The 13,557-nt window shown below is 44.0% G+C and carries 8 protein-coding genes; 4 read left to right on the top strand and 4 right to left on the bottom strand.

Annotated features, from left to right (window positions below; translation table 11 throughout):
* Positions 1-90: 90 nt before the first annotated feature.
* The gene (locus RH96_RS01175) at positions 91-1,065 is read right to left on the bottom strand and encodes an energy transducer TonB (protein WP_010196270.1); all 975 of its coding nucleotides are present in this window, start codon (positions 1,063-1,065) and stop codon (positions 91-93) included.
* 523 nt (positions 1,066-1,588) lie between these two features.
* Between RH96_RS01175 and RH96_RS01170 the strand changes: the two genes are divergently transcribed.
* The 4 genes from RH96_RS01170 (at position 1,589) to RH96_RS01155 (ending at position 5,740) form a co-directional block, all read left to right on the top strand.
* A complete protein-coding gene (locus RH96_RS01170; RefSeq protein WP_010196268.1) occupies positions 1,589-2,641 on the top strand; it encodes a siderophore ABC transporter substrate-binding protein in 1,053 nt (350 codons plus the stop codon).
* 57 nt (positions 2,642-2,698) lie between these two features.
* Positions 2,699-3,799: an ABC transporter permease gene (locus RH96_RS01165; RefSeq protein ID WP_081501560.1), complete on the top strand. Its 1,101-nt coding sequence runs from the start codon at positions 2,699-2,701 to the stop codon at positions 3,797-3,799.
* An 85-nt stretch (positions 3,800-3,884) separates the two neighbouring features.
* Positions 3,885-4,967 (top strand): iron chelate uptake ABC transporter family permease subunit, encoded by a 1,083-nt coding sequence (locus RH96_RS01160; RefSeq protein WP_010196266.1) that lies wholly within the window; start codon positions 3,885-3,887, stop codon positions 4,965-4,967.
* Between the two features lie 14 nt (positions 4,968-4,981).
* Positions 4,982-5,740: an ATP-binding cassette domain-containing protein gene (locus tag RH96_RS01155; protein ID WP_010196265.1), complete on the top strand. Its 759-nt coding sequence runs from the start codon at positions 4,982-4,984 to the stop codon at positions 5,738-5,740.
* A gap of 362 nt (positions 5,741-6,102) precedes the next feature.
* Here RH96_RS01155 and RH96_RS01145 read toward each other — a convergent pair whose 3' ends face one another.
* From RH96_RS01145 to RH96_RS01135, 3 genes are all read right to left on the bottom strand, one after another.
* Positions 6,103-7,440: a PepSY-associated TM helix domain-containing protein gene (locus RH96_RS01145; RefSeq protein WP_010196263.1), complete on the bottom strand. Its 1,338-nt coding sequence runs from the start codon at positions 7,438-7,440 to the stop codon at positions 6,103-6,105.
* A 170-nt stretch (positions 7,441-7,610) separates the two neighbouring features.
* Positions 7,611-9,935 (bottom strand): FepA family TonB-dependent siderophore receptor, encoded by a 2,325-nt coding sequence (locus RH96_RS01140; RefSeq protein WP_010196260.1) that lies wholly within the window; start codon positions 9,933-9,935, stop codon positions 7,611-7,613.
* A gap of 1,061 nt (positions 9,936-10,996) precedes the next feature.
* Entirely contained in the window at positions 10,997-13,099 is a 2,103-nt protein-coding gene (locus RH96_RS01135; RefSeq protein WP_010196259.1) for a TonB-dependent receptor domain-containing protein, read from the bottom strand.
* Between the last annotated feature and the right edge of the window lie 458 nt (positions 13,100-13,557).

The raw sequence follows: 13,557 nt of genomic DNA, 5'->3' as shown, positions 1-13,557 counted from the left end.
TTATCTAGTCTCACTGCAGCTAATAAATCTATGCAGATGACAGCGACGACATTAGTGCCATATATAAATAATGAGTCAAAATTCTTATGGTCAAGGAACGACATATTCAATCGGCAAGGTCACGTTGCCTACTACTGGCACACCAGCTTCGGTAAAGGGCTTAAACTTGCCAGAGTCAGCTTGTTTTTGTGCAGCTTGGTCTAATAATCTATTACCAGAAGATTGAGCAACGCGTACATTATCAATCCCGCCCTGCTTATTTACTCGCAACACTAAAACGACAGTCAATTTATCACCTGACCTAGCTCTGCGTGCAGCACTAGTCGGAAAACTAAAATTCGGTCGTGACGCCCAATTGGCATTAGTCGCTGTGAAGTTCACAGGAGTATTACTTGCGGCGGCAGCTGCGGCCTGTGCTTTTGCACGAGCAGCGGCTTCTGCGGCCGCTTTAGCCGTTTTTGCTTCTGCTGCTTTTTTGGCATCCGCTTCGGCTTGAGCCTCTCGGGCAGCTTTGGCATCGGCTAATTGTTGAGCTTCTTGCGCGGCTTTTTCAGCTTGTGCTGCCAATATCTTACGGTTGTTATCAGCAGCTAAAGCATCTGCTTGAGCTTTTGATATCGACTCTTGCCGTTTTACTTCATGTTTAAAAGGTTCGTTTTCCACAGCCTTGGTTGTATCAGGTTGCGCCTTCGTTTTAGGCTTCAAATTAGGCTTTTCTGATGTTACCACTGGTTTGACAGCTGGCTTAGTCTTCGCTAGCGGCTGAGATTCTTTCACTATTTTAGGTTTAGTGGTAGCGACAGACTTAGGCTGTGGCTGTGGCTGTGGCTGTATAGGTTTTACAGGCTCAGCAGTATCTATCGCAACCTCTGGCTCTTTCGTTTCAGCCGGTAACGTCACCATCTCGATCTCGATAGGTGGCGTGTCTTTTTCTGGTTCAACTTTTATCTCAGGGGTCTTGATCGCCACTAATGCGACTGCTGTCAGCACGTGCAAGCCCACCACTATAATAATAGCCGCGAGTATCAATTTGAGTGGTGGCGCGTCTAAATCCGTTGAACTCATAACACCCTAATATTAATTAACCGAGGTAGAATGGCGTAGATAATAATGCAAACGATAACTATTATCAATAATAAATTTATAATGATTTGCTTATCAGGCAAATGCTGAGCCAATAATTTGCATTATTTGAAAAGAAAAATCTGCTTAGTCATCCGGCTATCCTATCTCGAATATCGCTATCGAAACTTATTGTGTTATGGCAGTCAAAATCAATAAACATAGAAACGTTAATAAAACTCATTATCATTTGTATTGATAATGAGTCTCAATTAATTTATCATAGCCACTGATTGATTGCCCATCTTATAATATAAAAATTTTCAAGATATTAGGGCATATCTTAATAATATAAGCGTCTCTATATTTAAGCGTAAAAAACGATCAATAAAAAACATGACCTTTAAAGCAATACCGTCGAGCATTGTATGGCGTGAAGCATCACGCTAGACAAGCTCTCTTTATTTTCATATGGCCAATCATTTTATTTACACGTTGTCCAACCAGCTGATATACCGAGTTATTTATGTCTATTGCTTTACTTTCTAACCGTTCTCCGGCCCCTTTTTTTAAACGTCCTTTACTGACTGCTATGATGACCGCATTCGTAGCGACTGTCAGTGTGGCAGGCTGTAGCTCACCTGAGTCTAACAACTCTGAGCCTGCAGATGCTAAAACTGAAAATGAAACTGCTGATGAGTCATTAAATGTTGCCAATAATGATGCTGTCTCTGTTGAGAAAATAACGGTCGACACGGTAAAAGGCACTGTCGATTTGGCAATGAATCCATCGCCGTTAGTGGTCTATGATATGACGTTGATGCAGGATTTGGCCGCGCTTGATGTGGCAGTCGATGGCATGCCAAGTGGTCTAAAATTGGACAATTTACAGTCTAAAACACAAGCTGAGCCAAAAACAGTCGGCACCGTATTTGAGCCAGATCTTGAAGCGTTGAACGCGATGCAGCCGCAAGCTATTTTGGTCGGTTCACGCATGGCAGAAAAATATGATGCGTTATCTAGTATTGCGCCAACGCTTGATATGACGATTGATACCGCAAATATCTATGAGTCGAGTAAGCAGCGTTTGCATGATCTAGGTGCATTGTTCGGTAAAAGCGCTCAAGCAGCCAAACTGCAAGGTAATATTGATGGGCTCATTGATGAAACCAAAACACTAACCAAAGATAAAGGCAAGGGCTTAGTGGTCATGGTCAATGGCAATAAGCTGTCTACCTACGGCGACAAATCTCGCTATGGCTTTATCCATACTGTGCTTGATATTCCAATGGCAGATGACCAAATTGCTGACGCGCGCCACGGTCAGCCAATTTCATTTGAATATATACAAAAAACCAATCCAGATTGGCTATTCGTCATCGATCGCAGTGCCGCCATTGGGGAAGATGGTGCGGGTGCCAAAGCCGTATTAGACAATCCGTTGGTCGCGCAAACCAATGCATGGAGCAAGCAGCAAGTGGTTTATCTTAGCCCAGATTCTTACCTAGCCTTTGGCGGTTATTATCAGTGGATGCAGGATCTAACGACGATTAAGACAGCCTTCGCTAACGCGAAATAAAAGAGATGACCATACAAGCCATATTTTTAATCAAATACTAATAAGCCAGTAGACGTTATGTCGTTATTTTCCTCTCGCGCTCATGCCAGCGTTAAAGCTAATACTTCTTTGCCAGCGGCAACATCAAGTTGGAAAAGAAGCACTGGCAACAGTCTCAATTCTAAACATCGACGTGCCGTCATACCACCGTGGTTAATTAATACAGCAAGCCTCATTATTATGGGGCTTTTGGTGTTATTGAGCTTATCGATTGGTGTCGCTGACTTTTCATGGTCCGGTTTTTTACACAGCCTTATCAATCATAGCGCCAACTCTGATAGCTCGCTTTTTTTGGTTAGCCGACTCCCCCGCACTATTGCGATTATCTTGACCGGTATCTCGATGGCAGTTGCAGGGATGATTATCCAAGTGGTGCTAAAAAACCGCTTTGTTGAACCTTCAATGGTTGGTGCCACTCAGAGTGCAGCGCTTGGATTATTGGTAGTCAGCCTACTATTTCCAGCCAGCGCACTCATTATCAAAATGGGTGTGGCGACCGTCGCAGCAGTATTTGGCATGATGCTGTTTATGCTGCTTATTCATCGAATTCCACCGACTGATTTTTTGATGATTCCACTAATCGGCATTGTCTTTGGTGGCATTCTCGAAGCAGTGACAACCTTTATCGCTTATCAGACTGAATCATTGCAGATGCTCAGCGTTTGGCAGTTTGGTGATTTTTCTGGTGTTCTAGCAGGTCGATATGAGCTGCTATGGCTGACGGGTGGATTGTGCGTGCTCGCCTATATCATTGCTGACAAGCTGACCATCGTAGGATTGGGCGATAATATCGCACTGAACTTGGGTATTAGTAAACGGCAGGTCACTTGGCTTGGTGTGGGTATGGTGGCCATGATGAGCGCTGTCGTCGTCGTGACTGTAGGTATGATTCCTTTTATTGGTTTGGTCGTGCCCAATATTGTCAGCCGATTGATGGGTGATAAGTTACGCCGTAGCTTGCCAGCAGTCGCGTTACTTGGTGCCTCAGCCGTCCTACTCTGCGATATTATCGGTCGCTCTATTCGTTATCCATTTGAAGTGCCTGTCGCTACTGTGTTTGGTGTGGTTGGTACGGTGCTATTTTTATGGCTGTTATTGCGCGCCCCAGCTGAGCAGTAGCAAGATCTCTATTAACTTTCGGCACTTATTGACCGTCGTTCATTTTCTGCTTTACTAGATAAGCTTGGCACCATAGGATTTTTGTATGTTCTCATCAACTAAGCTTACCTCAACAAAGACTGGTGCTACCAAAACCAGCACAGCGATAGATAGCTCATATCCAACAGACAGCCCATATTCCACCTCTGCTATTCAGAGTCAGTTGGCAAAATTTTGGGCATTCATAGCTGAGCATCCAAAATCCATCGCAGCCATTATTCTACTTATCTCGATGGCTTTATTTTTGACACTCAATGTCAATGGCTATTGGGACTTTGCCCTGCCATTACGTGGCAAAAAACTGCTGGCACTGATGGTGGTCGGCTATGCTATCGGGGTGTCGACACTACTGTTTCAAACCTTAACGCACAACCCTATTCTCACTCCTTCCTTGTTAGGCTTTGATTCACTCTATATATTATTACAAAGCTTATTGGTCTTCTTTTTAGGCGCGATTAGCTTTACCAGTCTCGATCCTCTTGCCAAATTCACGCTCGAAATTGTCTTGATGTTTGGCGCGTCGTTATTACTATTCAAGTTGCTATTCTCAAAAAGCAGTCAGGATTTGACACGCTTGATATTGGTGGGCGTTATCTTTGGTGTGTTATTTCGTAGCTTATCGGCACTCATTGCCAGATTGATCAATCCTGATGATTTCGTCGTCGTACAGTCTGCCAGCTATGCACAGTTTAATACGGTCAACCCGCAGCTGCTGGGTATCAGTTTGTTAATCTGTGCTATCACTGCGATATTTGTGTGGCGCTGGCGTTATCAGTGTGATGTGTTGATGCTCGGTAAGTCCCAAGCTATTAACCTTGGTATTCATTATCAACGTCTCGCATTTGGCCTGTTGACCATCATTGCCGTGCTAGTCGCCACCGCTACTGCGTTGGTCGGTCCAGTGACCTTTTTTGGACTGCTGGTTTGCGCCTTGACGAATCGTATCGCCCGTCATATGTACCATAGTGAGCGGCTGATATTGGTCAGTCTAGTCGCCATGATTTGCTTGGTACTGGGTCAGACTATCTTTGAGCAAGTGCTAGATATGGCAGGTGTGTTATCAGTCGTGATTGAACTGGCAGGCGGCTTGGTATTCTTATTATTAATCTTTACGACACAACGTAGATAAAGACAAGAAGCACTATGATTAAACTAAATAATATCTCATACCACATTGGCAAGCAAAAAATCTTGCATGACATTACGCTGTCCTTGCCAAGCGCACAGATTATTGCCCTGATTGGCCCCAATGGGGCGGGTAAATCCACCTTGTTTTCAGTTATGTCACGCCTGCAACCGCTTCAGTCAGGGCAAGTATGTTTTGGTGAGCATGATATTGTCAGTTGTCATGCTCGGACGTTGTCCAAGACAGTGGCCATGCTTGGCCAAGACAATCAAGTGCAAGGGCGACTGCGTGTGCATGAGCTGCTGATGTTTGGGCGCTACCCTTATCATCAAGGGCAGCCGACGGCTGACGATCAGCAGAAGGTGCTAGAAATTATCGAGCGATTTGAGCTGGAGCTATTGGCCGACCGCTTCTTATCGACATTGTCCGGTGGTCAACGCCAGCGCGTATTGATTGCCATGATTGTTTGCCAAGATACGCCCTATCTATTGCTTGATGAGCCGCTGAATAATTTGGACATGTATCACGCTGGCCGCCTGATGCGTGAACTACGAGAGCTGAGCCACAGTCAGCAGAAGACCGTCGTCATCGTCTTACATGATATCAATCAAGCCGCACAATTCGCTGATATGGTGGTCACGATGAAAGAAGGACAAGTGATGGCTGTTGGTCAGCCAGTCGATGTGATCACACAAGAAACGATGAAACAGTTATACAACGTCGATGTGACTGTGCTAAACCATCAAGGTCGTCCAGTGATTGTTGATGCGGTTTAAGTACAGCACTTTGCAAACGAAAAAAGGAATTGTCGATGCATAAAGCTCTATTGAATAATCGATGGATAAACTATAAAAATCTATCTATATTAATTTTAGTAATTAGCTTTTGCTTATTCATTTTTAATGCTTTAAATAAAGAGATAGCAAATACTTTTTTTTTGCTAGGAATAACTTTATATGCTCTAAGATTGGTGGTTATTCCTATGGATTTTACTCAAAACATCTCTTCAGTAGATTACACAAAGAACTATGATGAAAATAATAGTTGGCATAAATGGGTCATGCTAGGTGAGACGTTTTCTTTCTGTATTTTTACTGTCTCGATAGCATACAGCATATTTTTGCAATTAAAATGATAACTAGGGCACGCCTTTTTGTAACGCTTTAAGCCGTTGCTGTCGACCTTTCCACCATAGATAAACACCAGTCCCCGATAATACTGCTACAGCCAGTCCAAGCATCGCCAAAAATACTTGATACAATCGATGACTCCACCCTTGACCGATCTGCCCCATATGTAAGGTTGACAACCATTGGTCTGCTTTATTGCCAAAGGTATTTTGATAACCAAAATTGACGCGCTCGACGTTACCTGTTGCCGCATCAACAGTAATAGATGACGCGCCACCGTGTGTACCGATATCTTTATCTGTTTGAAAGCGCATCTGCCACTGCTTGTCTTCTTCGACCCAGCGAATACCTAGCAGCTGCTGCACAGACACACCGTTCTGTTGCGCTGCACTATCGGCTTGTGCGCCTAAATAGGCAATGCTATTGGTCTTACTAACCACATAAGTGATTACATCCACATCATTTGAGCGATGATTGGCAGGCACATTTGGATTTGCACTCCCATCTGCACGACTATTTTGTGCTGCTGTTTTATTCGGCTCAAGTTTGGCAGTTGGTCGCCCTTCTCTTGGGGTCAGTCCGACAACAGCTTGCATCACTGGCTGATAGACGGATTTTAGATTAAAGCCGACACTTGACCAAGCAATGACAAACAACATGATCCAAAGCCATAAACCAAAAGCATGGTGCAAATCATAGTTGAGCTTAAAGAGATTGGTTTTGCGGCGAATTTTCCAAGCCGGTAACCAACGTTTAAAAAGCGAGGCGCGCTTTTTGTTAGAAGCTTGCTTTGTTTTATTCGACCTGACCGCTCGCGGAAAGGTTAAATAAAAACCAATAAAGCAATTGATAGTCCAGACCAGTGAGACAATGCCCAAGACCCATTTGCCGATATCGCCAAGCAATAAATCGCGGTGCAACCAAAAAACTTTCCACATGGTATTGTGCAATGCCCATTGGTCTTTATCACGGGTTCCAATAATATTACCGTCATAGGGGTTCACATAAACTTCTTGAAACAGCGCTTTGGGCTGATTATTGGCAGCCGAACCTTGAACTCTATCTACCGAAAATACTGCCGCCCTGTCTGTTGCTACCGACGTTGGCATACTAGAAAAAGTATGCTGCGGATAAGCACTCACAACCCTATCATGAAGTGTAGCGATAGGCAGTTGTGGTATATTTTGGGCATCAACCTGCGCCAGTTTATGATTGAACACATCATCGAGCTCGTCATGAAATGCCAATAGTGCACCAGTGATACTGGCGATAATTAAAAAAGCTGCCATGGCAAGCCCCGTATAACGGTGAATCCATAAGCAAGCTTGGCGAGGATTGAATGACATAAATAAATCTGCTGTTATATTGTGATGGTTATTAAAAGAAGTTTGTTTAAAAAGACTCACTTAAAGAGCATTACTTAAAGAGGCTCACTTAAAAAAAGTTACTGACAGCACAAAAGGTCTGAACCAATAGCTCAGACCTTTTTTAATCGAACAAACCCAGTATCTACCTATTAAAAGTCAACGCTAACATCAAACACATAAGTACGACCCGGCTCATTGAATGTACGTGCACCAGCATTGGTACTAGTACCTTCACGATAAACACCCGTATCAAATAAGTTTTTGACACCAGCACCAACGGTAATACCGTCTGTCAGATCATAGCGAGTACCGATATTGGCAATGGCATACGGATCACGGTCGAGCGACAACGTATCAAGCTCATCCCCTGTTGTCACCGAAATATCAGGCGCTTCAATCGTGCCATAGTAGCTCACATCAAAGTCAGCATTCCAGCGAGGCGTAATGTCCCAATCGACACCAGTATTGAGAGTAAATTTAGGAATCAATGATAATGGCTCACCATTGTCTTTGCGCTCTGAGCGGAGAATGCCTGTTATGTTAGAAGACCATGAAACTGTATCGGTAACAGGGACTTTGACAAACCCTTCTAGACCTTCGATAATCGCTTCGCCTTGGTTCTCCCATAAAAATATAGAGCGATCTGTCGCCGTATCTACCGCCACACGGTCAACTCCAGCACCGATACGGTTGTCATAGGCGTTATGGTAGTAAGTCAAGCCAGCATTTAGCCCAGTGCCATCATCATAAGTAAAGGTTATCTCTTTGTTCCACGAGGTCTCATTTTCTAGGTCAGGATTACCCAGCACATGACAACCTCTTTCGTCAGTAGGTACCCAAGACGGGCAGCCATTACCACCAGTATAGTAAATATAATTTGGATCAAGCTGATACAGCGAAGGCGCTTTAAATGCGCGACTGACACCGCCCTTCACTGACCAATCAGGACTAAAGTGCCAAGTGCTGTTGATACTAGGCGACCAGTTACTGCCCGCCTCGCTATGGTAGTCAAAACGCAAGCCCGGTGTGATATACCAATCGGGCGTAATCTCGTAGTTGTCTTCTAAATAAGCACCTATGAGGTAGGCATCTGATGTCGGGTCGCGCTTTTCAGGGTCGGTCTCTACATCACCAAAATCAAAACCATCTGCAAATGCCAAATCAGATACCACAGGGTTGTCCAGCTTTTCACCGCGGAACTCAGCACCAGCAGTCAAGGTATGACGGTCAAAATAGATATCCCACTCTGATTTAGCATTCAACGTATCGTAAGTGGCTTCTGTCCACTCAAACTCCTCTCCGTCATCAGGTATCTGAATTTGACCTTCACCACGTCCAGCACTGCCTTCACCCAAACGCTCATTAACTGTCCGAGTGTACTCTACAAAGCTGTTACTCCTAGCGTCATCATACTCACCCCGATGCGTGATGGCCGCACCATAACGCTGCATTTTGCTCGTTGTTTCATCTTCTAATTCATCTAACAAATTTTCGTTCACGGTTTGGAACAATGAATCGCCTGCCCAGCGATTCTCTTGACGGCTATAATTGACCTCAACACCGACCGTATTCATCGCATCCATCGCGTATTCAAACAGCTGACGCACATCAATATTTTCGACACCTTCAGTACCTGCCGCGACCGAGGCAGCCGGACCACTGCGCCCATCAACAATCTGTGCGTCTTCAGCATTGATATAAGGATCGTCCCCTTCACTATCGTGGTAACCAAGGGTAGTACGTGAGGACAGCTTATCAGTCAACGGACCAGACATATTGACGTTGGTACGCCAGCTACTGCCTTCTAGATCGCTTTCTGGTGCCTCATAATGTCCAGTAACAGAAAACTCTGTGTCAGTCGGACGCTTGGTAATGATGTTTACCACGCCGCCCATACTACCAGAGCCATAACGAGCGGCGGCTGGGCCACGCAATACTTCGATGCTCTCGATAGCGCTTGGTGGTACCCACTGCGAGTCACCACGCGTGTCTTGCTCACTACCACGACTGGGGCGTGAGGAATTACGAGAAGTGACAGGACGACCGTCGATTAAGATAAGCGTGTTGTTCGGACCCATGCCACGTAAGTCAATTTGACGCTGATTACCACGTTGGCCTGAAGTCGATGAACCCGAAAGGTTCACACCCGGCATTTTACGTACAATCTCTGAGATGTCATTAGAAAGCGATGCTTTTTCGATGGCCTCTTCACTAATGATAGACAACCCTGCCGCTTGTTCTAATTCCTCTCTAGCCGCTCGCACCACAATCGTGTCTAGTGTAGCCGTAGGCACTGCTTCTTGGTCAGTCGCTGCTGCTTGCGTCACCATCTTATCGCCCTCAGCAGCAACAGCCGTACTGCTAAGAATAGAGGCCACAGCGATACTGAGCAGGACTTTTCCCGTCACTAAGCGTTGAGAGTTCTTTGGAGAAGTGAGGTATGAATGATCAGAGCGGCCTGATTGGTTTAACATAAATAACGTTCCTTGAAGCACTTAGGCTCATTAGTACCTTGCAACTGCACTGACAGCGAACATTTTTAGCCACTTTGCATGCAGTACTTATAATGCATCCACATCGTCGACATACATAACTAAGCACATATACATAAGCACATATAAATAGACACATGACTGTAAAGTGGTACAAACATGTCATGTGCGTGTATCGTAAAAGAGTGACTACAGCATGGTCAAAGGGCTCAAATATCGGTATAAGGCAAATTCGTAAAAGTAGGTACTGAGCAGGGTTAAAAGTTTGATGACGCTACAACTGGCATAGGCCAACTGTTTAAAATATGGATCACAAGAAGTTCTCTAAAATAGATAGAGCAAAGAACCTTTAACTATTCTGTAATGAACGGAACACACTTTAATGCAATAGAAATAATAATGCAAATATTAATGATAATTATTCTCATTATCTTTTGTACATATCATCTAACAGCCTATACTAAATGCAAAACCAGTGCTCAACGTGCCAATAGAGATACCTCACACTGCCATCTGTATAAGCTCAGTATCCACAAACTTTCTCAGTACATACAAACCCTCAGTGACAGCTTGCCCAGTCATAAACGCTACGAGTCAGATTCTGCATCTTGACGTTCAATCACTTTATATTCACCTTTGCTGCTATCGAGCAGCCAATAGCTAGAACTATACAGTTGGGCTCTAATCCCATTCTTGTCTTGTCTTGTCTTGTCTTGTCTTGTCTTGTCTTGTCTTGTCTAAATGATTTATGAAGTTGAATGGTGCTCTATACTACTTTTAAACCTTTATCTACAATAAAAAGCCAGCTCCCATGTAAAGACAGCTGACTTGATAAATACGATTGGACTCAATTTAAATTAGATAAGCTAGGGCGTGTCCTCATTTAGATTGTGAGGCTTAAAATGAGGAAAATTGCAGCCAAACAAGGAAGAAATTGCCGTAAATATGAACCTATTGACAAGATTTCTGACAATGTTTGGCTAAATCTAACCATTTTAAGAGCACTAAATGTATCAATGTGCTAATTGATGACACGCCCTAGATTAGAACTGATACGTTAAAGACGTTTTGATATTACGTCCCATTTTAAAATCTGTGTAATTGTCATCTAAAGCGTTGTTACGTGAGGCATGGCTCGCATAAGTCTCATCAAATAGGTTATATACCCCAAGCGTGGCTTTTAAGCCTTCAACCTGAGTAGGTGTATAGCTCATAAAAATATCATGAACGTCGTAGTTTGGTTTTTTAACATCATCGCCACCAGTGTTAGGCATGACTGAAGCAACATATGTACTGCGCCAGCCAAGCTCGGTGGTATTGGTTGGTGCATAACCAAGATTGACCATGTATTTGTCACCAGACTCAGAGCTACTACCGCTCACTGACGAGATATTATAGCCAGTATCTTCGCCTTTGCTGCGTGCACGAGCGTAGCTTAGACCCATATTGAAGTCATCTGCTCGATAGTCTGCTGATAGCTCTACCCCTTTGATTTTGAAATCTTCGTCATTATTAATGACGCCTTGGCAGGCTTCAGGGGCAGCGCTTGTACCTAGTTGCCCGGTTGTGCAATTCATACCAGTTCTGCGGCCGCCTGCACGTACAAACTCAATATGATTTTCGATATTGGTTTCAAAGTATTTGGCACTTAATTTAAGAGAGTCGTCAGCCATGGTCAGCCCGCGCAAAGTTGTGGCAATACCGACTTCTGCATTGCCGCCTTCTTCTGCTTTTAGGTCATCATTGACATAGGTATCAGCGCCATTGGTATTGAAGATCGTTTGGCTGAGATCTGGGCCGTTAAATAACTGTGTATAGCTCGCAAATACTTGGGTGCGTGGTGTAATCTCATAGCTGGCAGCCAGTGCGCCAACGACATTGTCATAAGTCTTACCAGCGGATACATACTCAGGAGACTCGTAACGGTCATAACGCACGCCTGGCGTTAAGCTAAGCTTACCCATCTGCCATTGGTCTTCTAGATAGACTGAAGTATTGGTCGCTTCATCGGTACTGGTGTTACCAAAGTCGCGCGTCATCTCAGACTCTTTTTTGTAGTGCTCGACACCAGCGATTAACTTATGTACCCCTGACACACCATTAATAATACTACTATCAATGATGCTGGTGTTTTGTACTTTGCCGCCTGTGGTTTTTACTTCTGCATCAAACTCAAATCCAGGCTCGCCATCAGAGTTACGCAGAATCTGCGTGCTGGTCTGATAGACGTTGGTATCGACATCAATCAAGCGATTGACTGGATTGTATGTATAATCGAGCGCATAGGTATCGCGCTTGACTTCCTGCGGAATGATTGGGTTCCAGCTGTCAGCACCTGGGCTTGCTGGAAAGTCTGGACGTAACGGAAATAACCCTTTGTTTTCGGTACGGCTAAAGCTTGCTCCCACATTATGGTCATCAGCAATATAAGCACCTGCTTTCAATAGAATGTTTTCGCCTTTACTATCTTTTGTTTGAATGTCACGGCCCTTGCCGTCTTCGCCAGCATTGGCATCACGCTTGCCATAATAAGCCAGTAAATCAATATTCTCTGTTGGCGTACCATAAACAGTGGCTGAGGTTAACAGCTCATCATTATTGCTGCCGTAGCCTGCATGTATTTTGGCACCTACTTTTTGACCCGGCTTGAGTAAATCTGCCGCGTCGACTGTCTCAAAAGCAACCGCACCGCCGATAGCATCATTGCCTAGCGTCACTGAGTTATTACCAACCGATACCTCTGCTTTTTTTAACAGATCTGGATCGATGGTGACATCACCCATATGGTAGAACAGCGCGCCTTCTTGGCGGGCGCCATCAATCGTTACTTTTAGATTGGTATCATCAAGTCCGCGCACACGGATGCGTTGGTTGACCGATGACGTACCACCTACGCTTACCCCTGGTACAACATCTAAAAAATCGCTCAAATGGCTCGCTTGTGCCGCTGGGGTATAGTCATCTATATAGACAGAGTCTTCTTGTACAGCGTTACGTACTGAGCTATTCGCTGTTACGGTGATAGTCTGTAACGTCGTATTTGGCATATCTGCTGCCGTTGCGGCACTGGCAGCTTGCGTCCACAACACTGCTGCCACACCCATAGACAATACCGTCAATTGACTAGATAACTTTACTTCGCGCATAACACACTCACTTTATTGACTATAAGAAATTAGAATTTAGAATTATTTTTAAAAGCGGTCGTCAGACAACCTTTGAAATAGTGCTACCAGAAGATTTAATGCCTTAAAAACACTTGAGCTCACCGTGCGAATAACACTATTAATGTTAATGATAATGATTAGCATTTAATTAGTGAGGCATGATAACGAAGTATTAACAATTTGGCAATAATTAATATAAAAATTCGCATGAATAATGCTGATCAAGCACGAATATAAAATGAGATGCTTTGATAGTTACAAATACAAAGGCATGCATGGCTATAAGCACGGCTGATTGAGCATTGATGAAAGATCAACTAGGGCGTGTCTTCATTTCAAAAATGGTGATAAAAATGAGATAAATTGCTGTCAAACAAGAAAAATAGCGCAGATAATATCGGGATATTAACCAGCTATTTGACGATGTTTGGCAAGAT

This window comes from Psychrobacter sp. PAMC 21119 (assembly GCF_000247495.1).
GTDB lineage: Bacteria > Pseudomonadota > Gammaproteobacteria > Pseudomonadales > Moraxellaceae > Psychrobacter > Psychrobacter glaciei.
Note: the sequence above shows the minus strand (reverse complement) of the source record. Positions and strands in the feature narration are given on the sequence as shown.